This window comes from Hypericibacter adhaerens, assembly GCF_008728835.1.
Lineage (GTDB): Bacteria > Pseudomonadota > Alphaproteobacteria > Dongiales > Dongiaceae > Hypericibacter > Hypericibacter adhaerens.
The window spans coordinates 3,198,036-3,223,093 of the sequence record NZ_CP042582.1 but is presented as its reverse complement, the minus strand read 5'-3'; the positions used below and the strand labels follow the sequence as shown (position 1 = coordinate 3,223,093).

Below are 25,058 nucleotides of genomic sequence, written 5' to 3'. Positions count from 1 at the left end.
CGTCCTCCGAACAGGGATCTGGACTGCCTCTGGGCGGTCCGGGGATGGGGCACATGAAACGGATTCTGCTGGGCACGACCGCCATCGTCACGGCCAGCATGGTCGCGAGCACTGCGAATGCCGCGCAAGGTGTTCAGCTAACGATAGGCGGTTACTACGGAGCGGCGGCCGGCCTTCTCCTCGACCAGTCGGACAGCAACGGGGATGCGGGGCAGCACACCCGGGATGTCGTGTTCCGGCAGGATGTGGAAGTCTATTTCCAGGGCGAGACGACGCTCGATAACGGCCTCACCGTCGGCGCCACGATCCAGCTCGAGGGACTGCAGTCCGAGGATCAGATCGACGAGGTCTGGGCCTACTTCAAAGGTGGCTGGGGTCAGCTTCGCTTCGGCGACGACGACGACGCCACCGAGCAGCTGCAATACATCATTCCCTCCGCCTCCAACATCTTCGGCGTCGACACGCCGTTCTTCGAGTTCGGCAACGATCACGGCGGGTTCACCAACGGCTTCTTCCAGACCAACAGCACGCTCGCGAGCATGTCGGGCGACGCGACGAAGGTCATCTACTTCAGCCCGACCTTCTACGGATTCAGCTTCGCCGTATCGTTCGCCCCCGATCGGCGGGGCGAGGACAGCTATTCCTACTGGTCGGGTCCGGGTGGCACGACCTTCAGCAACAACACCGGACAGATTCAGAACGACGTCGCCGGCGCCGTGAACTGGGACCACGATTTCAACGGCGTCGGCGTCGCCTTCGGGATCGGCGGCGCCTGGGCGCAGTGGGAGGTGAAAGGCACGCCGGCTTTCGGCAATGTGGAGGACACCTGGACCTTCGACGGCCATCTGGATGTCACCTACGGGGGCTTCACGATCGGCACCAGCGGCCTCTACCGCGTCAATTGGCAGAGCGCCAGCGGCGCTGACTATTTCGTTGCCGGCGTCGGTGCCACCTACAACTGGGACGCCTGGACGGCGGGTCTCGCCTGGTCGCATGGCAACTACGAATATGCCGGCAGTGGCGGTTCGTCCGACAAGCTCGACATCGTCCAGTTCACGGGCCGCTACGATCTGTCTCCCGGTATCTCGCTGGATGGGATGCTGGGCTACAACGGCTTGAACGCCGGCGGCGATACCGGCCACAACAGCTATCGGGCGTGGGAGGCGGGTGTTGGCTTCTATATCGGCTTCTGACCGCAGCATACCCCATGCTGCACTGCGGAACGCTCCCCATCCTTTTCCTCGTATCTAGGTGAAATCACCTGTCGGAGCTATCGGTCGGCCGAGCGGGCCTGTCTCTGACGCTGCCGCTTGTTACCGCTTTGTGAGGTGAGGTTTAGCCGGCGGTGCGCTCCGCTTGCGCCTTCGCCGAAATGTTTTAGTTTGATAACAGTTCGGCTTGCCTCTCTCGCCTATTGATCTACGTCATGAGTGGACTCTGTCGGAGCCTCTATGAAGGGCCGCGACAGGCAGAGGAGGGGGATCATGGCTACCACGGTTCAGACCGTCGATGCACCGGCGAAGCCGGCCGATCACAAGCTCACACTGGCGCCGCTGATCGCATTGGTCGTCGGATCAATGATCGGCGGCGGCGTCTTCAATCTTCCCTCCGACATGTCGAAGGGAGCCTCGCCGGGCGCGATCATCATCGGCTGGCTCGTCACCGGCATCGGCATGCTGATGCTGGCCTTCGTCTACCAGGATCTGGCCGTCCGCAAGCCCGATCTCAATGCCGGCCCTTACGCCTATGCCAAGGCCGGCTTCGGGCCGTTCATCGGCTTCAACAGCGCCTGGGGCTACTGGATCAGCGCGTTCCTGGGCAACGTCGCCTATGCCGTCGCGATCTTCTCGGCCCTGTCCTATTTCATCCCGCTCTTCGGCAGCGGCAACAATCTGCCCTCGATCATCGCCGCCTCGGTCGGCGTCTGGGCGATTCACTTCCTGGTGCTGAAGGGCATCCGGCAGGCGGCCTTCATCAACGTCATCACCACGATCTCGAAGCTGGTGCCGATCTTCCTGTTCCTGCTGGTCGCGATCATCGCGTTCCATTGGAACAAGTTCACCTTCAATTTCTGGGGCCAGCCGGATGCCGCCGGGCAGGGCGGCCTGGGCTCGATCATGGACCAGGTCAAGAGCACGATGCTCGTCACGGTCTGGGTCTTCATCGGCATCGAGGGCGCCAGCGTCTATTCCTCCCGCGCGGCCAGGCGGTCGGATGTCGGGCGCGCCACCGTGCTGGGCTTCGTCGGCTGCCTCGGCATCTATGCGCTGGTCTCGCTGCTCTCGACCGGCATCCTGAGCCAGCCGGAGCTGGCCGGGCTCAAGGTGCCGTCCATGGCGGGCGTGTTCGAGCCGCTGGTCGGGGCCTGGGGCTCGGCGCTGATCAATCTCGGGCTGATCGTCTCCGTCGGCGGCGCCTATCTCGCCTGGACCCTGCTCTGCGCGGAGATCCCTTTCGTCTGCGGGCGCGACGGCACCTTCCCGAAATGGTTCGCCGCCGAGAACAGCAACGGCTCGCCGATCAACTCGCTCTGGGTCACGAACGGCCTGATCCAGCTGTTCCTGATCCTCAGCTATTTCTCGGAGAGCGCCTATCAGTTCTTCTACTTCATCGCCTCGGTCGCGATCCTGCCGCCCTACGTCTTCTCGGGCGCCTACGCGCTGAAGCTCGCGCTTACCGGCGAAGGCTACAAGCCGGGCGAGAAGGGGCGCGGCGCCCAGATCATCGTCGGCGCCGTCGCCACGATCTACGGCGTCTGGCTCGTCTATGCGGCCGGCCTGCAATATCTGCTGATGTGCGCCGTTCTGTTCGCCCCCGGGATCCTGGTCTATGCGAAGGCCCGGCGCGAGCAAGGTGGACGGATCTTCAGCGGCGTCGAGACGATCATCGCCATCGCGCTGGTGGCACTGGCGCTGCTGGCGGCTTGGCTGATGTGGACGGGCGAAATCAGCCCCCTCTGAGAGCCTGACGAACTGACGTGCCGTCGATCCAGACTTCTACGGACGTTTAATCGGAGGATGCAAATGAGCGAACTGGGTGTCCATTCCGAAGTCGGCAAGCTGCGGACCGTGATGGTCTGCCGGCCCGGGCTCGCGCACCAGCGCCTGACCCCGGCGAACTGCCACGAGCTGCTCTACGACGATGTGATCTGGGTCCACGAGGCGCAGAAGGACCATTACGATTTCGTGCTCAAGATGAAGGAGCGGGGCACCGAGGTCCTTGAGCTTCACGACTTGCTGGCCGAAACCCTCGATACCAATGACGGCCGGAACTTCATCCTGGATCGACGGCTCTCGGCCAACCTCGTCGGCATCCACACCGGGCGCGCGCTCCGGCCCTGGCTCAACACGATGGAATCGAAGCAGCTCGCCGAGTATCTGATCGGCGGGATCGCCATCAAGGAGCTGCCCGAGATCGAGGGCAAAAGCGCTCTCCTCGAGACCCAGGGCGGCATGGATTTCATCATCCCGCCGATTCCCAACACGATATTCCAGCGGGATTCCTCCTGCTGGATCTATAACGGCGTGACCGTCAACCCGATGTTCTGGCCGGCCCGCAAGCCGGAGACGCTGCTGCAGCGGGCGGTCTACAAGTTCCATCCCCGCTTCAAGGGCGCGGACTTCCATATCTGGTGGGGCGATTCCGATGAGGATTTCACCGGCGCCTCGATGGAGGGTGGCGATGTCATGCCGATCGGCAAGGGCATCGTGCTTATCGGCATGGGCGAGCGCACGACGCGCCAGGCGGTGGCCCAGGTCTGCCAGAGCCTGTTCAAGCACAAGGCGGCAAGCCGGGTGATCGGCTGCGTCATGCCCAAGAGCCGGGCCGCCATGCATCTCGATACCGTCTTTACCTTCTGCGACCGGGATCTGGTCACGGTGTTCCGTGACGTGGTCGACCAGATCAAGTGCTTCAGCGCCTATCCGACGGGCAAGGATGGCGAGTTCGAGTTCCGCAAGGACGAAAAGCCGCTGCTCGACGTGGTGCGTGACGCGCTGGGCCTCAACAAGCTCAGGGTCGTGGAGACCGGCGGCGACGGCTACGAGGCGGAGCGCGAGCAGTGGGACGACGGCAACAACGTCGTGGCGCTGGAGCCGGGTGTGGTCGTCGCTTATGACCGCAACATCTACACCAACACGCTGCTGCGCAAGGCGGGCATCGAGGTCATCACCATCCGCGGCTCCGAGCTGGGTCGCGGCCGCGGCGGCGGTCATTGCATGACCTGCCCGATTTCGCGCGACCCGGCCTACTGACGGAACCGACACCAGACAATCCAGGGAGCGACCCCGATGTCCTTCAATCTCCGCAACCGTTCGCTGCTGACGGTCCAGGACTACACGCCGCGCGAGTTCCGCTACATGCTCGATCTGGCCCGCGACCTCAAGCGCGCCAAATATGCCCGCACCGAGCAGAAGCATCTCGAAGGCAAGGAGATTTGCCTGATCTTCGAGAAGACCTCGACCCGGACGCGCTGCGCCTTCGAGGTGGCCTGTCACGACCAGGGCGCCCATGTGACCTATCTCGACCCGGCCGGCTCGCAGATCGGCCACAAGGAATCCTTCAAGGACACCGCGCGGGTGCTGGGCCGCATGTTCGATGCGCTCGAATATCGCGGCGCATCGCAGCATGGCGTCGAGGAGCTCGCCAAATATGCCGGCGTGCCGGTCTATAACGGCCTGACCGACGAGTATCATCCGACCCAGATGCTGGCGGATGTCATGACCATGCGCGAGCATAGCGACAAACCGCTGCACGACATCAAATATGCCTATGTCGGCGATACCCGGTCGAACATGGGCCATTCGCTCATGATCGTCGGCGCGCTGGTGGGCATGGATGTGCGTATCGCCGGCCCGAAGAAGCTCTGGCCCTCCGACGAGTACCGGAAGATCTCCGAGGACCTGGCGGCCAAGTCCGGCGCGCGCCTCACCATCACCGACGACCCCGTGGCGGCCGTCAAAGGCGTCGATTTCATCCATACCGACGTCTGGGTCTCGATGGGCGAGCCCAAGGAGGTCTGGAAGGAGCGCATCAACCTGCTGATGCCGTTCCAGGTGAACGAGAAACTGATGAAGGCTTCGGGCAATCCCCAGGTCAAGTTCATGCACTGCCTGCCGGCCTTCCACGACACCGAGACCAAGGTCGGCAAGGAGATCGCCGAGACCTACGGCATCAAGGACGGGCTGGAAGTGACCAACGGCGTGTTCGAGTCCGAGGCCAACATCGCCTTCGAGCAGGCGGAGAACCGTCTTCACACGATCAAGGCCATCCTGGTCGCAACCCTGGGAGATTGAGCCATGCGCGTCGTCATCGCGCTGGGCGGCAATGCGCTTCTGAAACGCGGCGAGCCGATGACGGCGGAGGCGCAGCGGCGCAATGTGCGGATCGCCGCCGAAGCCATGGCGCCGGTGGCCAAGGATCATCAACTGGTCATCAGCCACGGCAACGGGCCGCAGGTCGGGCTCCTTGCTTTGCAGGGAGCCGCCTACAAGCCGGACGAGGCCTACCCGCTCGACGTGCTGGGGGCCGAAACGGAAGGCATGATCGGCTACATGATCGAGCAGGAGCTGGGCAACCTGCTGCCGTTCGAGGTGCCTTTTGCCACCATCCTCACCATGGTCGAGGTCGATCCGGACGACCCGGGCTTCAAGAATCCCACCAAGTTCGTGGGACCGGTGTACGAGAAGGCCGAGGCCGACCATCTCGCCAGGGAAAGGAACTGGGTGGTCAAGCCGGATGGCCCCAAATGGCGCCGCGTGGTGCCATCGCCGCTGCCCAAGCGGATCTTCGAGATCAGGCCGATCAAGTGGCTGCTCGAGCGCAACACGGTCGTGATCTGCGCCGGCGGCGGCGGCATCCCGACCATGTATGAGAAGGGCAAGGACCGAAAGCTCACGGGCGTCGAGGCGGTGATAGACAAGGATCTCTGCTCGGAGCTTCTGGCGCGCGAGCTCGAAGCCGATCTCTTCATCATGGCGACCGATGCGGCGGGCGTCTTCGTCGATTTCGGCAAGCCGACCGCGAAGGTCATCCACCGGTCGACCCCGACGGCGATCGGTCAATACAGCTTCCCCGCCGGATCGATGGGGCCGAAGGTCGATGCGGCCTGTCGGTTCGCCGTGGCTACCGGAAAAACCGCGGCGATTGGCGCGCTTGCCGACATTCCTTCCATCGTGAAGGGGGAAAAGGGTACTCTGATCTCGAAAGGCTTCGGTGGCCTGTCCTTTCATCCCTAGAGCGGATGCGGATGACGCCGTCGCATCGGATAGGCCACAAGCGATCTTATGGAGGGACCGTTCATGAGCGATCAAGACATCCCCAGTCCGTCAGACCTGAAGAAGATGACGGCCCAGGCGGACGCGGCCCGCGCCGAAGAGGAATTGTCGCGGCTGCACAAGAAGGAAGACGAGGAACGCGAACGGCGCGAAGGCTTCATGGCGCAGGGGCTGCGCGACGATGTGCGGGAACGCGTCAACCGCGCCTTGAAGCGGGCGGCCGAATCCAACCTGACGCGCGTGAAGGCCATGGAGTTTTCCGCGACCTACCTCGCCGATGGCGGCCGCGCCGTCAACAACGCCGATCCGGAATGGCCGAAGTCGCTCCAGGGCTGGGCGGCGCGCGGGTATGAGTTCTTCCAGAAGGAGCTCGCGCCCAAGGGCTACAGGCTCCACGCCGAGATCAGCGAGTTCGACAAGAGCGGCGTCCCGAAGACGGTGATCGTCGAGGTGGTCTGGTCTTAAGCCCACCGGGACCACAACCCCGTCGTCATCTCCGCGAAAGCGGGGATCCAGCACTAAGCCGGGTGACTTGGATCAGGATGGATTCCCGCTTTCGCGGGGATGACGAAGAAGCAAGCGCACACCCCCTTTGAGTGGCGCGCTTATGCCGCCGTCAGCGATCCGGCGCTCTTCTTGGCGACTTCGGCGAGCTCGGCGATGAGCTGGTCCGTGGTGCGCTGGCGGCAATAGCCCTTGATCGCCCGCTCGGAGAAATCCTGCCGCTCCTGGCTGTAGGTGGCGCAGCAGTCCGTGACCAGCGTCACCAGATAGCCGAGGTCGCCGCCGACGCGCACCGTGTTCTCCACGCATTGATCGCTGAGCACGCCGAACACGATGATCTGGTCGAAGCCCATATTGCGCAGCAGATAGTCGAGATTGGTGGTGCCGAACGGTCCCGAGGCGGTCTTGCGGATGATGATGTCATCCTCCTCGGGGGCCACCTCGTCGATGACGGCCGCGTCCCAGGAGCCCTTCGGATAGTGCATCTGGGAGGCCTTGTGGTCGATGCCGCGGTCGCGCCCGTCCTTGGTCAGGCTCTCGATGACGATATAGATGTTCTCGATGCCGAGCTTGCGCGTCGCGGCCTGGAGCCGCTGCTGGTTGGGGATCACCAGCTTCTCGAGCCGGTCGTAGAAGTAACGGTATTTGTCGTTCTCCGGGCCGGACCCGAGCGGGCGGCGGCGCACCTTGAGCGCGCAGTCGGCGTTCTGCATGTCGACGCTGAGAAGCGCCGTCTTCGCCGGCACGATGGCGCGCTCGCGATAGCGCGGGCCCATGGCTTCGGGGCTGTCGGGGCGGATCACATAGGTCATCGGTCGGGTCCTTGAGGTCCTCGGGCTGAGCGTTGGCGTCTCCAATCGGCGCGCGATTATAGGCAAGGTTCCGGCGGACCGGGAGACCCCCTTGACGGGCCGGTCAGGCAACACCGCCGCCATGGGCAGGGCCACCGGGGCCGGTCTATGCTCGGGCGCGTCAACCGGGCAGGGAAGGGACCATCGATGAGCAGCCGGGACTTGGCGATCTTCTTGACCAACGATCTCACCGGCATGAGCCGTGGCCGGGCCTTTCCGGCGCGCGACCTGGGCCATCGCATGGAGGCGGGCGTGGGCTGGGTCCCGGCCAATCACGCCCTGACGCCGTTCGGCGACATCGGCGAGAACCCGTTCGGGCCTTTGGGCGATCTGCGCCTCCAGCCCGAGACGGAGAGCAGCGGCTTCAGGCTGACCGGCTTCGGCGAGGAGCATGGGCTGCTCGCCTTCCTCTGCGACATCGTCGAGACCGACGGGCGGCCCTGGGGCGGATGTCCGCGGAACTTCGCCCGGCAGGCGCTGGCCGACCTCGAGCGCGAGACCGGCCTCACGCTCAAGGCCTCCTTCGAGCAGGAATTCTTCCTGCTCGGCATCGATCTGGCCATCAACAGCGCCTTCACGCTCGTCGATTTCCGCGGCGTGCAGAATTTCCTGGGGGCGCTCACCGAGGCGCTGACCGCGGCCGGGGTCGAGCCCGAGACGGTCTTGCGTGAATACGGGCCGCAGCAGTTCGAGCTGACGATGAAGCCGGCGCGCGGCCTTCTGGCCGCCGACCGCGCGGTCATCCTGCGCGAGATCACGCGCGACGTGGCGCGCCAGTTCGGCGGCCGGGCCAGCTTCGCGCCGATCATCGATCCGGCCTCGGTCGGCAGCGGCGTGCATCTCCATTTCAGCCTGGAAACGATCGACGGCCGGGCCGCGACGCACGATCCGGCGGGGCCGGGCGGCATCAGCGAGCGGGCGGGGAGCTTCGTGGCCGGCGTGCTCAAGCATATGCCGGCGCTCTGCGCGCTCGCGGCGCCCAGCCTGATCTCCTATCTCCGGCTCACGCCGCATCGCTGGAGCTCGGGCTTCAACTGCTTCGGCTATCGCAATCGCGAGGCCGGGATCCGGATCGCGCCGGTCGACGATGCGCCGGGCCGCGAGATCGCCCGCCAGACCCATCTCGAGTTCCGTGCCGGCGACGCCACCGCGAGCCCCTACATGCAGCTGGGCGCGCTGGTCCGCGCCGGGCTCGAGGGCATGCGCGCCAAGCTACCCGTACCGCCGCTGGTCGAAGGCGATCCGGCGGACCTGTCGGCGGCACAGCTCAAGAAGCTCGGGGTCCGGCGGCTGCCCGACTCCCTCCCGGCGGCACTGGGCGAGCTGGAGAAGGACGCGGTCGCGAAGGGCTGGCTGCCCGAGCCGCTGCAGAAATCCTTCTTCGCGCTGAAGCGGACGGAAATGGCCAAGCTCGAGCATCTCGACGCGGCCGGCCAGTGCGCGAAATACGCCTCGGTCTATTGAGCGGGCGAGGGGGCGGCTTGCCGTCGCCGGCCGATCGGGGCAAGGTCATCGCCCCTGGCTCTCCCTCGACATGGACGGATCATGGCTGCAAAGACGAAACACCGCATCGCCGTCATTCCGGGCGACGGCATCGGCAAGGAGGTCGTGCCGGAGGGCATCCGCGTGCTCGACGCCGCGGGGCGGCGTTTTGGGATCGAGTTCGAATGGGATCATTTCGATTGGTCCTGCGAGACCTACCGCAAGACCGGCCGCATGATGCCGGCCGACGGGCTGGAGCGGATCGCCAGGCATGACGCGATCTTCCTGGGCGCCGTCGGCTTTCCGGGCGTGCCGGACCATGTCTCGCTCTGGGGCCTCCTGATTCCGATCCGCCGGACCTTCCAGCAATATGTCAACCTGCGCCCCGTCCGGCTGCTCGAGGGCGTGACGTCGCCGCTGGCCGGCGTGAAGCCGGGCGACGTCGATTTCTGGATCGTGCGCGAGAACAACGAGGGCGAATATTCGGAGATCGGCGGCCGGCTCTATACCGGGACCGAGCATGAGATGGCGGTCCAGGAGAGCGTCTTCACCCGCCATGGCACCGACCGGATCCTGCGCTACGCCTTCGAGCTCGCGCAGAGCCGCCCGGCGAAGCATCTGACCTCGGCCACCAAGTCCAACGGCATCATCCACACGATGCCCTACTGGGACGAGCGCTTCGCGGCCATGGCGAAGCGCTATCCCGGAATCCGCACCGACCAGTATCACATCGACATCCTGACGGCGCATTTCGTGCGCTACCCGCAGCGCTTCGACGTGGTGGTCGGCAGCAACCTTTTCGGCGACATCCTGTCCGACCTGGGACCCGCCGTGGCCGGCACCATCGGCATCGCGCCTTCGGCCAACCTCAACCCCGAGCGCGAGCATCCCTCGATGTTCGAGCCGGTCCATGGCTCGGCGCCGGATATCGCGGGCAAGGGCATCGCCAACCCGATCGGCCAGATCTGGTCGGGCGCCATGATGCTGGAGCATCTGGGCCATGCCGAAGCGGCAGGGGCGGTGGAGCGCGCCTTCGCGTCCGTGCTGGCCGACAGCGATATCCTCACGCCCGACATGGGCGGCAAGGCCTCGACCCGGGAGATGGGCGAAGCCGTGGCGCGGGCGGTTGAGCGGGCCTGAGGCTTGTCGGACCATTCCCCCGCGAACCATTCGTCCCGGAACCGGTCCCGGGCGTCAGGGCTCGCGATACGCCTGAGCCTTGCAGATCCCGGCCTCTACGGACCCTGACCCTGGCGCCGGCTCCCATCCTCCACTAACATCCTCGCCGGTCTGGTTTTTGGGGGTTGCCCGGATCGTCGCCAGGGCTCGCGGGGAAGCGGCCGGCGGCCCGTCCGGAAGCCATGAAAAACGCCCCTGAGGCCGGGTTGCAGGGAAGCGGGATTCAGGGCCTTGGCATCGATCAAATTCTTCAGGAACCTGACGCAGGAGCGGATCGTCTTCGGGCTGGCGCTGGCGGTTTTCATCGCCTGCGCGTTCACCCTCAACGGGTTCCTCGCCACCGACAATCTGATCGCCATCGTGCGCAGCGTCAGCGTGCTCGGCATCCTGGCGGTCGGCATGGGGATCGTCATCATCGGCCGGGGCATCGACCTGTCGGCGGTTGCGATCATGGCGATGTCGGTCGCCTGGTATCTGCAGATGCTGCAGAGCGGCGTGCCCGGCGGCCAGGCGCTGGCGCTGACGCTCGCCGGCGTGGTCGCCATCGGCCTGATCAACGGCTTCATGGTGGCCTATGCCGATGTGCCGGCGATCTTCGCGACGCTCGCCTCCGGCGCCTTCGTCTATGGCTTCTGCCGCTCGCAGCTGGTCCACCAGGACGCGACCCCCGTGCCGCAGGGGAACTGGATCGAGGGGCTCGAGCAGATCCCGGACTGGTTCGACCAGGCCGTGCATATCCCGCTCGCCGCGATCCCGGTCGAGGTGTTCTTCTTCTCCAGCTTCGCTTTCGTGGCCTTCCTGTTCCTGCGCTTCACCAAATGGGGCCACTACGTCTATCTGATGGGCGACAATTTCATGGCGGCGCGCAACATGGGCATCCCGGTCCGGCCCATGACCGTGCTGCGCTATGTGATCTCCGCCCTCATCGCCTTCTCGGCCGGCATTCTCACGGCGGCCAGCCTGCATAGCATCAATGTCCGCGTGGTGAACTCGACCCTGCTCTATGACGTGATCCTGGTGGTGGTGATCGGCGGGATCGGGCTCTCGGGCGGCAAGGGCGGCATGCGCAACGTGATCGTCGGCGCGCTCCTCATCGGCATCATGCTCAACGGCATGACCATCATCGACATCCCGAACATCTACCAGAACCTGATCAAGGCGACGATCCTGCTGGTCGCGATCGTGGTCGACAGCCTGGTCAATCCGCGCGACGAGCAGACGGCACAGCAAGGCGACATCTGAGAACAAGCATAAGAAAACCAGGACCATCTGACAGGAAAGGAAGCGAATCATGAAACTCAAGAGAATGCTGGCGGCGATCGCCCTCGTGCTGCTGGGCGCGCTGGCCGTCAATACCGTGGCCACGGCGGCCGACGATGTGGGAACCCAGGATCCGGGCGCGAAGCCCTATGCCGAGGCGCTGAAGGGCAAGCGCGTGGTGCTGATCCCGATGGCCATGGGCTTCGACCTGGCCCAGGGTTGGGCCGCCTATCTGAAGCACGAGGTCGAGAACTGGGGCGGCGTGTTCGAGACCCGCGACCCCAACTGGGATGTCAACGCCCATGCCCAGGCGATCACCGATGTGATCTCCGGCGCCCAGAAGCCGGATGTGCTGGTGATCCACTCGCCCGACCTCAACTCCTTCTCCAAGCTGCTGAAGAAGGCGCAGAAGGAAGGGATCTACGTGGTCCTGATCGATAACCCGATGAATTTCCCGGCCGACGCCTTCGTCGGCAGCAATTGGTACCATCTCGGGGAGCTCGAGGCCGAAGCTGCGGTCAAGGCCTGCGAGGGCAAGTCGAAGCAGATCGGCCTGGTGCAGGGCGACGCGGCGAACGCCTCGTCGATCTACCAGTACAACGGCATCATGAACGTGCTGAAGCAGCATCCCGACTTCAAGGTGGTGGCGGAGCCGTTCTCGAACTGGGATCCGACCACCTCGCGCAACGTCACCACCACCATGCTGCAGCAGAACCCGGATATCTGCGCCGTCATCGACTTCTGGGACGGCGACGCGACGGGCGCCTCCGCGGCCATCAAGGACGCCGGCAAGACCGACCAGGTCGCGCTGGTCACCACCGGCGGCGGCGAAACCGTGGATTGCAAGGCGCTCGAAGACGGCACGTTCTATGCCGTCGTCATGACCGAGCTCGCCGGCCAGTCGCGCGACATGAACGCGATCATCAAGTTCCTGTTGCAGAGCGGCGTCAAGCCGGGCACCTCCACGACCTACATCTACACGCTGGAGAAGGCCACCACGAAGGCCGACCTCAAGCCCACGTCGTGCTGGGACCTGAAGTCCTTGCAGGCTGGCGCCTTCTGACCTAGACGCCGTCGCGGGAACGACCGGCCCGGGGCCTGATGCACCCGGGCCGGCGACTCCCGCCGTGCCGCCGGCCCATCGGAATCCGACGATGACCTTGAAAGAGCGGGCGCTCCGCCTGCGCTATAACTACATTCCCGATCATGTGATCGGCGAGATCCTGACCAAGCGTTGGACCGACAATGCGATCCCCTTCGTCGCGCTGGTCATTACGGTTGCCGGCTTCGGCAGCGCCATTCCCGGCTTCTTCGACCCGGCGTCCTTAAGCGATTCCACGCGCCAGCTCGGCGAATTCTCCATCGTCGTCATCGGCCTCACGATCGTCGTGCTGGGCGGCGGCATCGATCTCTCGGTCGGCTCGATCTTCGCGCTCGCCAATTTCGCCGCGGTCGGCTGCTTCTTCGTCTGGAACCAGCCGGTCTGGGTCTGCTTCCTGGCCGCCATGCTGACCGGCCTGGTGTTCGGCTGCATCAACGGCCTTCTGGTCGGCTATATGCGCCTGCGCGCCTTCCTGACCACGCTGGTCACGCTGATCATCGGCCGCGCGATCTTCGATATCCTGGTGATCGACTTCAACACCCAGATCCAGACCTCGACGGCCTCGTCTGATCTCTGGGACTTCATCGGCGACAGCTCCGTCTTCGGCGATGCGGTGCCGAACGGCCCGTCGATCTCGGTGGCTGCGGCCGCCGTGATCGCGATCATCGGCCATATCGCCATCACCCGGTCGCGGCCGGGCTGGCATACGCTGGCGGTCGGCGGCTCGCGGCGCTCGGCCTACAATTCCGGCATCAAGGTCAAGAGAACGGTCTTCATGACCTATGTGATCTCGGGCCTCTGCTGCGGCCTGGCGGGTTTCCTGATCGCCTGCCGCCTCAGCGGCGCCGGACCGGGCACGGGCGCCGGCATGGAGATCGCGGCATTGACCGCCGTCGTGGTCGGCGGCAACAGCCTCGGCGGCGGGCGCGGCTCGGTCGCGAAGGGGGTCATGGGCGCGATCATCGTGCTGGTCATCACCAACGGCCTCATCAGGCTGGGCTTCGGCACCGGTGCCAACCAGATGTTCCTGGGTCTCTTGCTGGCCGCCGCGGTCACGCTCGACATCCGCTGGCTCAAGAACCGCCACAAGGTCCTGAGCGAGATCTATGTCACGCCGATGCATCACCAGATGGGCGAGACGCAGTCGGCCCTGCCGGGATCGGGCTCGCCTTATGCCCTTTCCAGCAAGCTCTCCAAGGCCGAGCCGATCGGGCTCGACGAGCTGGAGGGACCCGAGGACGTGATCCTCGATCAGGACGACCATCTCTATGCCGGCACGCGCCATGGCGAGATCGTCCGCTACCTGGCGCCCGACTATAAGCGCTCCGAGGTCTTCGCCCATATCGGCGGGTTCCCGCTGGGGCTCGCGATCGACCGCGACGGGGCGATCAAGACCTGCGTCGGCGCCATGGGGCTCTATTCGATCGACAAGGGCCGCAAGGTCACGCAGCTCTCGACCGAGACCAACCGCTCCTGGACCTCGGTCCTCGACGATGCGCGGCTGCGCGATCCCAACGATTGCGATATCGCGCCCGATGGCCGGATCTACTTCACCGATTCCACCACGCGCTACGACGCCCATGACTGGGCGCTCGACAGCATCGAAGGCCGGCCCACGGGACGCCTCCTGGTCTATGACCCGCGCGACGGCAGCACCAAGACGCTGCTGAAGGGGCTGCGCTACGCCAACGGCGTCTGCATGGCCCATGACGGCCAGTCGCTCTTCATGGCGGAATCCTGGGCCTGCCGGGTCCATCGCTACTGGTTCGACGGCCCGAACAAGGGCCGCTTCGAATGCGTGATCCGCGACATGCCGGGCTATCCCGACAATATCAACCGCGCCTCCGACGGCACCTATTGGATGGCCTGGCTCGGCATGCGCACGCCCAGCTACGACCTGGCCCTGCGCAAGCCCGGCATGCGCAAGCGCATGACCCGCCGCCTGCCGCAGGACGAGTGGCTCTTCCCCAACATCAACACCGGCGGCGTGGTGAAATTCGACGAGAGCGGCCGCATCGTCGAGGCGCTGGGCGATCTCGGCGGCGAGCGTCACCCGATGGTGACCTCGATGCGCGAGCATAAGGGCTATCTCTATATCGGCGGCATCCTCAACAACCGCATCGGCCGCCTGCGCCTCGAGGGCGCCGATCCGAACTGGACGGGCTGGTCCTCCTATTGGGGAGGGAAGGGCTGATGTTCTTCGACCGCCTGCTCGATCCCTTCCGCGGCAAGGCCGTCACCATTCCGCCGATGGATGGAGCGCTCAAGCCCAACACCGCGCTGGACGAGGCCGCGGCGCTGCTCGCGGCCGAGGCGCCCGACAATCTGGTCGCGGTCAAGGGTCGCCTCCATTTCTCGAGCGGCGGCGCCCTGCTGGCGGTGCCGATCGGCCAATGGTGGGCGCCGCCGCAGACCGTGGCGCGCTTCGATTGCGCGGTGACGGCGCTGACAGCCACGCCGGACGGCGGCCTTGCGATCGGCCTCGACGACGGCCGGATCCTGTTCCAGGGCGGTGCTCTCGATGGGCGGGAGATCAAATCGATCGGCCCCGAACGGCTGGTCTGCCCGACGGCGCTGGCGATGCCGCATCAAGGCGGCATCCTCGTGGCCCAGGGATCGGCGCGGCATCGGCCGAGCGACTGGGTCATGGACCTGATGGAGAAGGGCAGCACGGGATCGGTCTGGCGCATCGATCTCGAGACCGGCACCGAGACCTGCCTGGATCGGGAGCTCGGCTGGCCCAGCGGCATCCTGGTCGAGCGCGACCACCGGCTGGTGGTCGCGGAGGCCTGGAGACACAGGCTGCTCCGGCTTTTCCCCGACGGGCGGGGGCAGGCCCAGCCGGTGCTGGCCAAGCTGCCGGGCTATCCCGCGAGGCTTTCGCCGGCCGCCGACGGCGGCGCCTGGCTGGCGCTGTTCGCGCCGCGCAACCGGCTGATCGAGTTCGTACTGCTCGAGGACGATTACCGCAACGACATGATGCGCGAGGTCGCCCGCGACCATTGGATCGCGCCGTCGCTCTCCTCGGGCGCCAGCTTCCTGGAGCCGCTGCAGTGCGGCAGCGTGCGCACCATGGGCGTGCGCAAACCTTGGGCGCCCAGCCGTTCCTACGGGCTGGTGGTGCGGCTCGACGACGAGCTGCAGCCGGTCGAGAGCTTCCACAGCCGCGCCAACGGCACGCGTCATGGCGTCACCAGCGTGATCGAGAACGAAGGACGCGTGCTGGCTGCTTCCAAAGGCGGGAACGCGATCCTCGGCCTGGATCCGACGTCGGGCAACGGGAGGGCCGCATCGTGACCGCCCTCTTCGAGATGCGCCAGGTGACCAAGGCCTATCGCGGCATTCCCGCGGTCAAGGCCGTCGATTTCGACCTGCAGGAGGGCGAGGTCCATGCGCTCCTCGGCGAGAACGGTGCCGGCAAATCGACCCTGACCAAGATGATGGCGGGCGTGGTCGAGCCGACCGAAGGCACCATGCTCTATCGGGGCGAGCCCGTCACCTTCACCACCCCGGCCGAGGCGCTGAAGCAGGGCATCGCCATGGTGTTCCAGGAGACGAGCCTGGTGCCTTCCATGACCGTGGCGCAGAACCTCTATCTCGGCGACGAGAAGTTCCTCAACCGGCTGCGGGGCATCCAGATCCAGGCGCAGCAGTTCCTGCAGTCGCTGAACTTCACGGTCGATCCGGCGGCGACGGTGGCGACTTTGGGTGCTGCCAAGCGGCAGATGGTCGAGATCGCGCGCGCCGTCCGGCTCAATGCGCGCATCATCATCTTTGACGAGCCGACCGCCTCGCTGACGCCCGAGGAGAAGCGGCATTTCTTCGCTCTCATCCGCCGCCTCAAGGCGCGCGGCGTCTCGGTCGTCTTCATCAGCCACGCGCTGGAGGAGGCGCTGCTGATCTCCGACCGCATCACCGTCATGCGCGATGCCGAGCGCGTCGTGACCGATGCGACATCGAGCTTCGACCGCGAGAAGATCGTGCGGGCCATGGTCGGCCGGACCATGTCGGACGAGCTCTATCGCCGGCGCGCGGAGCGCAAGGGCTCGCGGGCGCCGGGCGCCAAGGTGCTGAGCGTCCAGGACATCTCCATGGGCGCCATCGTGCGCAACACCTCCTTCTCGATCTATGACGGTCAGATCACCGGCATCTTCGGCCTGATCGGGTCGGGGCGGACCGAGACCGCGAAGATCATCGCCGGCATCTTCAAGCGCGATTTCCTGCGTGGCGGCGAGATCGAGCTCGAGGGGCGGGCGGTGCGCTACACGGTGCCGGGCCCGGCGGTCAAGGACGGCATCGTCTATGTGACCGAGGACCGCAAGACCGAGGGCTTCTTCGAGACCATGTCGATCGCCGAGAACTTCTATTCGGGCCTGCTGGCGGCGGGACTGAACAAGGTTCCGGTCATCAGCCGGGCGGAGATGAAGGCGCTGGCGGCCGAATGGACCAAGACCCTCTCGATCCGCGCCATCGATCCCGAGGCGCGGGTGATCGAGCTCTCGGGCGGCAACCAGCAGAAGGTCGTGATCGGCAAGGGGTTGATCCAGAAGCCGCGCCTCGTGATCTTCGACGAGCCGACCCGGGGCGTCGATGTCGCTGCCATCGCCGAGATCCATCACCTGATCAACAAGCTCGCCGACGACGGGCTGGCGGTCGTGGTGATCTCGTCCTACCTTCCGGAGATCATGAATCTCTCCGATCGCATCCTCGTCTGCCGCCAGGGCCGCATCGTGGAGGAATTCACGCCGGCCGAGGCGACCGAGGAGCGCATCATGTACGCCGCCGTCCACTGACGGCCCGACAACCCGAGGTATCCCCATGCGCAACCAGCCGAACACCTGGACCTATTTCGAGGGCCGCTGGCAGCAGGGCAACACGCCGATCCTGGGCGCGCGCTCGCACGGCACCTGGCTGGGCTCGCTGGTGTTCGACGGGGCCCGCTATTTCGAGGGGATTTCGCCCGATCTCGATCTGCATTGCCGCCGGGTCTGCGATTCCGCCGAGGTGTTCGGCCTGATCCCGACCCACCGGCCCGAGGCCATCGCCGAGATCGCCCGCGACGGCTTCCGCCATTTCGCGAAGGACGCGGCCCTCTATGTGCGCCCGATGTTCTGGGCCGAGGAGGGCGGGTTCATGGCGGTGCCGCCCTTGGGCGAGTCCACCAACTTCGCGCTCTGCCTCGAAGAGATCCCGATGTCGCCGCCCAAGGGCTTCACCATGACGACGACACGGTTCCGGCGGCCCACGATCGAGACCATGCCGGTCAACGCCAAGGCCGCCTGCCTCTATGCCAACAATGCCCGGATGCTGCGCGAGGCCAAGTCGAAGGGGTTCGACAACGCCATCTGCTGCGACGCCAACGGCAATGTGGCGGAGCTCGCCACCTCGAACATCTTCCTGGCGCGCCGGGGCGAGGTCTTCACGCCGATCCCCAATGGCACCTTCCTCAACGGCGTGACCCGCCAGCGCGTGATCGGGCTGCTGCGCAAGGCTGGCGTCAAGGTCCACGAGACCACGCTCGTCATGGAGGATTTCCGCCAGGCCGACGAGATCTTCTCGACCGGCAACATGTCGAAGGTCATGCCGGTCACGGCCTTCGACGAGCGGCAATTCGAGTTCGGCCCGCTGGGCCAGCTCGCGCGCAAGCTCTATTGGGAATGGGCCCACGGCTAAGGTCTCGGGCGCGGGGTAGCAAGGAGTCCGGATCCATGGCGATGGCGATCGTGGCGGCGAAGCCCGGCGGACCGGAAGTCCTCGAATGGCGGGGGATCGAGACCAGGCAGCCGGGTCCCGACGAGGTCCTGCTGCGGCAGACCGCGGTCGGCGTGAACTTCCTCGACACCTATTATCGCAGCGGACTCTATCCCTGGCCGCCGGGCGAGCCTCTGATCCCGGGCGGGGAGGCGGCCGGCGTCGTCGAGGCGGTCGGCAAGGATGTGAAGGGCCTCGCCATCGGCGACCGCGTCGCCTACACCACGCCGCTCGGCGCCTATCGCGAAGAGCGGGTGATGAAGGCCGAACGGCTGGTGAAGCTGCCGCCCGAGGTCAGCGACGAGGTGGCGGCCGCCATCATGCTGAAGGGGCTCACCGCCCATTACCTCCTGCACCGCACCTTTGCCGTGCGGTCCGGCCACTATGTGCTGTTCCATGCCGCGGCCGGCGGCGTCGGGCTCATCGCCGGACAATGGCTGGCCGCGTTGGGCGCCATCGCCATCGGCACCGTGGGCACGCCCGAGAAGGCGGCTTTGGCCCGGCGCCACGGCTATGCCCATGTCATCAACTACAAGACCGAGGATTTCGTCGCGCGCGTGGCCGAGATCACCGAGGGGAAGGGCGTCCATGTCGTCTATGATTCGGTCGGCAAGGACACCTATCGCGGCTCGTTGAAATCCCTGCGCCGGCTCGGGCATTTCGTCAGCTTCGGCCAGTCCTCGGGCATGATCACAGACTTCAAGCTCTCGGATCTGGCGAGCCACGGCTCGCTCTCGGCGACGCGGCCGGTGCTGTTCGACTACATCTCGACCCCTGGCGAGCTCGAGCAGGCGGCCGACGCGCTCTTCGCCGAGATCGTCTCCAGCCGTATCATGGTGCAGGTCCATCAGACCTTCCCGCTGCGCGATGCGGCCGAGGCGCATCGCCAGGTCGAATCGCGCAGCACGGTCGGCTCGACGGTGCTGCTGCCTTAACGCGATCGGAATTGGTTCCCTGAATTTTCCGAGAATCGCGCCGCCCGAGGTCACAGCTTTGCCACCTCGCGCGGGGCGACAGGGCGCGCGGCGATTTCTATCTTCGGACGGATGAAACGTCTCGTCCTGCCCAGCTTGGCGGTTGCGCTGGCGCTCTGCGGCTGCACCACCGAACGCGAATCCAATCCCGACCGGACGGCCACGGAGCAGCTGCTGATCTCGACGGCGGCCGAGCGCGCGGCCGACAAGCTCGCGGCGCAGATGCCGGTCGGCGGCAAGGTGTTCGTCGATGCCACGAACTTCGACGGCGTCGACGCGAAATATGCGATCGCCGCCATCCGCGCCAACCTCCTCAAGCATGGCAGCGAACTCGTGGACGACAAGGGCAAGGCGGACAATATCGTCGAGATCCGTGCCGGCGCCCTGTCGATGGACCAGAACGCGCTCCTGATCGGCATTCCGCAGGTCACCCTGCCGATCCCGCTCGCCGGCCAGGTCAGCACGCCCGAGATCGCCCTCTTCAAGCGCGACCGGCGCCAGGGCATCGCCAAGTTTGCCGCCGTCGGCTACAGCGCGGCCGACGGGCATATGGTGGCGTTCTCCGAGCCCGAATACGGCCAGTCCTACGAGACCCACTGGCTGGTGCTGCTGCTGATCGGCTGGACCAGCAGCGATGTGGGCCCCGAGAACGATCCCGATCATCCGCCGCCGCCGCATTGAGCGGCCTTTGCATCCTCGCTCCTCTCTTCCTCTTGTGAGCTTGGCTCGTTTTGTCCCTTCCCCCGGAACGGGGGAAGGTCAGGAAGGGAGCTGCGCGATGTCGGATGCCGAGCGGCCCCCTCCCTGATCCTCCCCCGAAGACAGGGGAGGGGGCTAGAATCGGCTCCCATGCGGCTCGCGCCGAGTTCACGTAGAGTTGTGGTGCGTTCGCCGGCGGCCCGGGCCAGTTAAGACAGGTCCGCCGGGTGATCCCACGCGGGGTTTGGCAGAGGGCAGAGAGCCTCCATCATGGCGCCTTGGTACGACCGCGCGGGGCGCCTGTCGCTCCTCAAGCTCCTCGTCTTCATCGGCCTGTTCCTGCCGGCGATCTGGCTGGCGGGGCTGGCCCTGACGCAGAGTCTGGGCGCGCGCCCGCTCAACACCGCGATCCATTTCGCCGGGCTCTGGATGGTGCGGTTCCTGCTGCTCACGCTCGCCGTCACGCCGGCCCGCAAGCTGTTCCGCTGGGCGCAGCTCATCCTTGTGCGGCGCATGCTGGGCGTCGCCGCCTTCGCCTATGGGCTGCTGCATCTGGCGCTCTATGTCGTGGACCAGAATCTCGATCTCGCCCGCGTCGTCAGCGAGATCTGGCTCCGGATCTATCTGACCATCGGCTTCGTCGCGCTGTTCGGGCTGATGCTGCTCGCCATCACCTCGACCGACGGCTGGGTGCGCCGGCTGGGTGGCAAGCGCTGGCAGGGGCTGCACCGGATCGTCTATCCGGTGGCGGTGCTGGGGCTGATCCACTTCTTCATGCAGTCGAAGCTCAACATCTTCGACGCCGCCCTGATGTCGGGCTTCTTCCTCTGGCTGATGGGCTACCGAATCTGGGATCGCTGGGGCGAGATCGGCAGCATCCCGTCGCTGCTCATGCTGGGCGTTCTGTCGGCACTGGCGACAGCCTTCGCCGAATATGGCTGGTATGCGGTGGCGACCCAGGTGCCGGCCATCAAGGTGCTGGCGGCCAATCTCGGCGTCGCGGCCGGCATCCGTCCGGCCTGGTGGGTGCTGATCGTCTCGCTCGGCGTGACCGCGCTGGTGGCCTTGCGCCGCGGCCTGATGAAAAAGGCCCAGCCCAAAACCAGCCCGAAGCTGGCGATGGACCGGGCCTCTTCCTGAAGGCTCGCCTCCGCTCCCTGCGTCAGTCGATCCGGAGCGGGATCACGACGTTGAAGCTCGGCTGCGGGTAGTAATAAACCGGCGGCGGGGGCGGCGGCGCGTAGATCACCGGCGGCGGCGGATAATAGTACCGCGGCGGTGGCGGCGCATACACGTAGCGCGGCGGCGGCGGGTAGTAGTAGCGGGGCGGCGGCGCGTAGACATAGCCGGGGTAATGCTTGCCATAGCCGCCCCAGCCCTTGTTGCCCCAGCCATTATTCCCGCCGTTGTGATCCCAACCCTGGTTGTGATGTTTCCACCCGTTGTTCCAATCATCGTTGTCGGCCCGGCTGGGTCCGGCCATGGCCAGGACCGCCAGTACCGTCGCCAGAGCCAAGGCCAGCCGCCAGAAGGCGGTACGCCGATCGGCCCAGCCGTTCGGCGCGGGAGCCTGGGTGAGCGTCTTCATTGTTCTCTCCTCGATGAGCGGCTCCGCGACCGGAATCGCGGAATCGACTCCCTACACGGACGAGGGAATGAATGACTGCGCTTTAATTTGGCGGCCCGGCTTATGCCACAATCGCGGGCCGGCCGGTCAGGATCGGGCGGCGGCCCGCGATTTCAAGGGTTTGGGGGACACGAACTCGACCTGGCGGCCCAGTTGGAGCTCGAACTCGTCGCGGTCCTTCAGCCGGCGCGCCTGGGCCTTCGAGATCAGCCGGTAGTGGCGGATCTCATCCAACTCCTGGGCGACATCCCAGCAGGGCTTCGGGCTGGTGACCCAGCGTTCGGGCGCCACGCGGCGCAGGTCGAAAGGCCGCGAGTAGGCGCGCAAGGTCTTCTTTTCGTCGTTCACATATTCGTGGAGATAGGAGATCGCAAGCTCCCGCAGGCTGCGATAGACCGGATCGCGCCAGCGCAGCCAGACATGGTTGCTCTTGGAGATGGCGCCCCAGCAATCGCCGCGCTTGAAGAGCGTCACGACATGGTCGTCGTCGCCTTCCGCGTGGAAATCCATCAGCAGCGGCGGCTCGCCTTGCAGCCAGAGCGCACAGGCAGCGACGAAGGCGCCCTCGATGCAATGAGCATGGCGATGCTCGAGAACGCCCACGACGGAGAGGCAGCTGTCGCCGTCCAGCTCATGATTGATCTCGAGCGAGGTGACGAAATCCTGGATGCGTTCCGGCGTGCGCAGACGGAGCAGCAGGTCGGTTTGAGTGCGCGTGAGGCCCAGTTGCTGGCCCAGGGCGAATCGAGTCGTCATGCGGCTCCAGCTTGCCACAAGGAGACGGTCCCCGTCGATTCCCTGGCTGTCTCGCGCGGCTTCCCACTACCGACTCCGGGGAATGGTGCGAGTCGGTCGCATCGGATAGGCTCTGGGGCTCGATCAAGGAGGGGAGCCGATGCGCCTGGTCATCGCCAGCATGAAGCATGAGACCAACACCTTCTCGCCGGTGCCCACACCGCTGGCGCGGTTCGGCAAGACGGGCGAGGCGCCGCTGGAGGGGAAGGCCGCATACCAGGCGCTCAAAGGCACGGGGGCGGGCGTGGCCGCCTTCATCGATCTCGCCGAGCGGCATGGCGCCGAGTTCGAGATCGCGATCTCGGCCGAGGCCTGGCCCTCGGGGCCGGTCGAGGACGATGCCTACGAATATATCTGCGATCGGATCTGCAAGGCGGTGGCCAGGGGCTGCGACGCGCTGCTGCTCGATCTCCACGGCGCGATGGTGACGCGCTCGCGCGAGGATGGCGAAGGCGAGCTGCTGTCGCGCCTGCGCAAGTTGGCGCCCGGCCTGCCGATCGGCGTGTCGCTCGACATGCACACCAATTTCTATCCGGCGATCGCCGAGAACGCGACCGTGGTCGCGGGCTACCAGACCTATCCGCATATCGACACCTACGAGACCTCGATGCGGGCCGCGAAGCCGATCTTCGCGCTGCTCAAGGGCGAGGCCCGGCCCACCATGGCCTGGGGCAACCGGCCGATGCTGCCCCATGTGATGCGCCAGGGCAGCGACGATTTCCCCAACAAGGATCTGCAGGCCATGACACGCCGCATGGAGCGGGAAGGGGCGCTCTGCGCCACGCTCTTCACCGGCTTTCCCCATGCCGACATCTCGCAGGCCGGGCTCTCGGCCGTGGTGGTGACGAACAACGACCTCGATCTGGCCAGGCGCTACCGCGACGAGCTGCTGGACTTCGCCTGGGCCAACCGCGAGGCCTTCGTCTATCGCATCGAGCCCCTGGAGCAGTCGCTGGCGCGCGCCAAGGCGGCGACCGAGTTCCCGGTCGTGCTGCTCGATCACTACGACAATTGCGCCTCCGGCGGCACCATGGACACGATGAAGGTGCTGGGCGCCATCCTCGATTCAGGGCTGGAGGATGTCGCGGCCTTCGCCATCCATGATCCCGACGCGGTCAAGACCCTGATCGCCGCGGGGGTCGGCGCCACCGTCACGCTCAAGTTCGGCGGCAAGCTCGACATGCCGGCCATCAACCGCAAGGGCGAGCCACGGGAGGTGACCGGCACGGTCAAGCTCATCTCCAACGGCCAGTTCCGCAACCGCGGCAAGGCCTGGCACGGCATGCTGATGGATATGGGACCGGCCGTGGTGCTGGATACGGGCAAGGTCGAGATCGTGGTGATCACCAAGCATCTCGAGCCCTTCGATCTCGGCTGCTTCACCTCCCTCGGGATCGACCCGACGGCGAAGAAATACCTGATGCTGAAAAGCCGGATCCATTACCGCGCCGGCTTCAAGCCGATCGCCCGGCAGATCATCGAATGCGCCGGCGTCGGGGTCTGCACCTCCGACTACTCCATGCTGAACTTCAAGCATGTGCGCCGGCCGATCTATCCGCTGGACAACCTGAACGATCCGCATTCCTGAGGCGGCCGCGCCGCCGGTTTCCTTGGGAGCGGATGCGGCCGCAGCGAATGGCTAAGAGGCCGCGACCCTGATCTCGACCTTCGCCGCGTCGAGCGCGCGGCGCAGATGGGACGGGGGCGCGCGGTCGGTGACGAGAACGCTCACCTCGCCGAGGCCGCAGATCCGCGCGAGCGCGCGATGGTCGAACTTCGAGGCATCGCACAGGATGGCGGTCCGGCTCGCGCGCGCGATGAAGGCGCGCTTGATCTCGGTATCCTCGGGGGCGTAGTCGAAATATCCGGCCTCGGTGACGCCCGAGACCCCGAGGAAGGCCCAGTCGAAGTAATAGTCCTCGACCTGTGCGGTCGCGACGGGGCCGATGACGGCCATCTCGGCGCCGCGCAGCTGTCCGCCCAGGAGCTCGACCGTGCAGCGGCTGCGCGACAAGGCCAGGGCCGCATGGAGATTGTTGGTGAACAGGCGCAGATCCGTGCGGACCGCCAGCGTCTCCGCGAGCGCGAGGACAGAGCTGCCGACATCGAGCGCGAGAGCCTCGCCCGGACCGACGAGACGGGCCGCGGTGGCCGCGATCCGAGCCTTGGCCGCGGCGTTGCGCCGGCGCCGCTGCTCGAAGGCCGGTTCCTCCGCATCGTAGATGTCGCCCGGTGCCGGCGACCGGGCGAGGGCGCCGCCATGGGTGCGCGCCAGGAGGCCGCGCGCCTCGAGCCGTTCCAGGTCGCGCCGGATCGTCATGCCGGAGACATCCAGCGCCGCTGCCGCATCCACGATCGAGACCGCGCCGGTCCGCTTGACCATGGACAGGAGCCGGGACTGGCGCGTCGCCGCCAGCATCCGCCCGGCTTCCGTCCTCGATCCCGATGCCGCCGAGACTTTGCGGGTCGCCATGCTCGCTCCCGATTTCCTCGTGGCGCCACCATAGCGCACCGGCGTGCGGATATGTTGTAAAATGTTATATTTTGTGAAACTCTCGC

22 protein-coding genes are annotated in these 25,058 nt (G+C 66.0%); 18 read left to right on the top strand and 4 right to left on the bottom strand.

All coding sequences use genetic code 11. From position 1 onward, the window contains the following. The first annotated feature begins 53 nt into the window (after positions 1-53). The 6 genes from FRZ61_RS14160 (at position 54) to FRZ61_RS14135 (ending at position 6,740) form a co-directional block, all read left to right on the top strand. The gene (locus FRZ61_RS14160; protein WP_191909020.1) at positions 54-1,193 is read left to right on the top strand and encodes a porin; all 1,140 of its coding nucleotides are present in this window, start codon (positions 54-56) and stop codon (positions 1,191-1,193) included. 291 nt (positions 1,194-1,484) lie between these two features. Continuing rightward, on the top strand, positions 1,485-2,960 hold the full coding sequence (gene arcD, locus FRZ61_RS14155; protein WP_151118344.1) for an arginine-ornithine antiporter: 1,476 nt from the start codon (positions 1,485-1,487) through the stop codon (positions 2,958-2,960). Positions 2,961-3,023: 63 nt separating this feature from the next. Continuing rightward, entirely contained in the window at positions 3,024-4,253 is a 1,230-nt protein-coding gene (arcA, locus tag FRZ61_RS14150; RefSeq protein ID WP_151118343.1) for an arginine deiminase, read from the top strand. A 36-nt stretch (positions 4,254-4,289) separates the two neighbouring features. Then, positions 4,290-5,294, top strand: coding sequence for an ornithine carbamoyltransferase (locus FRZ61_RS14145; RefSeq protein ID WP_151118342.1), 1,005 nt, complete (start codon positions 4,290-4,292; stop codon positions 5,292-5,294). Positions 5,295-5,297: 3 nt separating this feature from the next. Then, positions 5,298-6,236: a carbamate kinase gene (gene arcC, locus FRZ61_RS14140; protein ID WP_151118341.1), complete on the top strand. Its 939-nt coding sequence runs from the start codon at positions 5,298-5,300 to the stop codon at positions 6,234-6,236. Between the two features lie 63 nt (positions 6,237-6,299). After that, positions 6,300-6,740, top strand: a complete 441-nt coding sequence (locus FRZ61_RS14135; protein ID WP_151118340.1) for a hypothetical protein — start codon at positions 6,300-6,302, stop codon at positions 6,738-6,740. Between the two features lie 140 nt (positions 6,741-6,880). On the opposite strand, the gene FRZ61_RS14130 is transcribed toward FRZ61_RS14135, so the two are convergent. Continuing rightward, complete coding sequence (locus FRZ61_RS14130; RefSeq protein WP_151118339.1) at positions 6,881-7,591, bottom strand: cysteine hydrolase family protein; 711 nt, start codon at positions 7,589-7,591, stop codon at positions 6,881-6,883. Positions 7,592-7,777: 186 nt separating this feature from the next. Here FRZ61_RS14130 and FRZ61_RS14125 point away from each other — a divergent pair, with 186 nt between their 5' ends. The 11 genes from FRZ61_RS14125 to FRZ61_RS14075 all read left to right on the top strand — a co-directional run bounded on the left by FRZ61_RS14125 (position 7,778) and on the right by FRZ61_RS14075 (position 21,217). Then, complete coding sequence (locus FRZ61_RS14125; protein ID WP_151118338.1) at positions 7,778-9,094, top strand: glutamine synthetase family protein; 1,317 nt, start codon at positions 7,778-7,780, stop codon at positions 9,092-9,094. Positions 9,095-9,175: 81 nt separating this feature from the next. Beyond that, a complete protein-coding gene (locus FRZ61_RS14120) occupies positions 9,176-10,252 on the top strand; it encodes a tartrate dehydrogenase (protein ID WP_151118337.1) in 1,077 nt (358 codons plus the stop codon). Positions 10,253-10,522: 270 nt separating this feature from the next. Then, positions 10,523-11,533 (top strand): ABC transporter permease, encoded by a 1,011-nt coding sequence (locus FRZ61_RS14115; RefSeq protein ID WP_151118336.1) that lies wholly within the window; start codon positions 10,523-10,525, stop codon positions 11,531-11,533. Between the two features lie 49 nt (positions 11,534-11,582). Next, positions 11,583-12,614 (top strand): sugar ABC transporter substrate-binding protein, encoded by a 1,032-nt coding sequence (locus FRZ61_RS14110; protein WP_151118335.1) that lies wholly within the window; start codon positions 11,583-11,585, stop codon positions 12,612-12,614. 91 nt (positions 12,615-12,705) lie between these two features. Then, on the top strand, positions 12,706-14,847 hold the full coding sequence (locus FRZ61_RS14105) for an ABC transporter permease (RefSeq protein ID WP_151118334.1): 2,142 nt from the start codon (positions 12,706-12,708) through the stop codon (positions 14,845-14,847). Beyond that, a complete protein-coding gene (locus FRZ61_RS14100) occupies positions 14,847-15,950 on the top strand; it encodes an SMP-30/gluconolactonase/LRE family protein (RefSeq protein WP_151118333.1) in 1,104 nt (367 codons plus the stop codon). The genes FRZ61_RS14105 and FRZ61_RS14100 overlap by 1 nt, the downstream gene beginning before the upstream one ends. Next, on the top strand, positions 15,947-17,446 hold the full coding sequence (locus tag FRZ61_RS14095; protein ID WP_225308806.1) for a sugar ABC transporter ATP-binding protein: 1,500 nt from the start codon (positions 15,947-15,949) through the stop codon (positions 17,444-17,446). Before FRZ61_RS14100 ends, FRZ61_RS14095 begins: the two co-directional genes overlap by 4 nt. A 25-nt stretch (positions 17,447-17,471) precedes the next feature. Continuing rightward, positions 17,472-18,326: a branched-chain amino acid aminotransferase gene (locus FRZ61_RS14090; RefSeq protein ID WP_151118332.1), complete on the top strand. Its 855-nt coding sequence runs from the start codon at positions 17,472-17,474 to the stop codon at positions 18,324-18,326. A 35-nt stretch (positions 18,327-18,361) separates the two neighbouring features. Next, positions 18,362-19,339: a quinone oxidoreductase family protein gene (locus FRZ61_RS14085; protein ID WP_151118331.1), complete on the top strand. Its 978-nt coding sequence runs from the start codon at positions 18,362-18,364 to the stop codon at positions 19,337-19,339. Positions 19,340-19,450: 111 nt separating this feature from the next. After that, positions 19,451-20,059 (top strand): DUF6655 family protein, encoded by a 609-nt coding sequence (locus FRZ61_RS14080; RefSeq protein ID WP_151118330.1) that lies wholly within the window; start codon positions 19,451-19,453, stop codon positions 20,057-20,059. Between the two features lie 288 nt (positions 20,060-20,347). Continuing rightward, positions 20,348-21,217 (top strand): protein-methionine-sulfoxide reductase heme-binding subunit MsrQ, encoded by an 870-nt coding sequence (locus tag FRZ61_RS14075; protein ID WP_151118329.1) that lies wholly within the window; start codon positions 20,348-20,350, stop codon positions 21,215-21,217. A 22-nt stretch (positions 21,218-21,239) separates the two neighbouring features. Here FRZ61_RS14075 and FRZ61_RS14070 read toward each other — a convergent pair whose 3' ends face one another. Together FRZ61_RS14070 and FRZ61_RS14065 are read right to left on the bottom strand one after the other, a co-directional pair. Continuing rightward, the gene (locus tag FRZ61_RS14070) at positions 21,240-21,665 is read right to left on the bottom strand and encodes a hypothetical protein (protein WP_225308805.1); all 426 of its coding nucleotides are present in this window, start codon (positions 21,663-21,665) and stop codon (positions 21,240-21,242) included. Between the two features lie 126 nt (positions 21,666-21,791). Then, positions 21,792-22,460, bottom strand: coding sequence for a hypothetical protein (locus FRZ61_RS14065; RefSeq protein ID WP_151118328.1), 669 nt, complete (start codon positions 22,458-22,460; stop codon positions 21,792-21,794). A 139-nt stretch (positions 22,461-22,599) separates the two neighbouring features. Here FRZ61_RS14065 and FRZ61_RS14060 point away from each other — a divergent pair, with 139 nt between their 5' ends. Then, positions 22,600-24,087 (top strand): M81 family metallopeptidase, encoded by a 1,488-nt coding sequence (locus FRZ61_RS14060; RefSeq protein WP_151118327.1) that lies wholly within the window; start codon positions 22,600-22,602, stop codon positions 24,085-24,087. A gap of 51 nt (positions 24,088-24,138) precedes the next feature. On the opposite strand, the gene FRZ61_RS14055 is transcribed toward FRZ61_RS14060, so the two are convergent. Continuing rightward, the gene (locus FRZ61_RS14055) at positions 24,139-24,972 is read right to left on the bottom strand and encodes a DeoR/GlpR family DNA-binding transcription regulator (RefSeq protein WP_225308804.1); all 834 of its coding nucleotides are present in this window, start codon (positions 24,970-24,972) and stop codon (positions 24,139-24,141) included. Positions 24,973-25,058 lie beyond the last annotated feature (86 nt).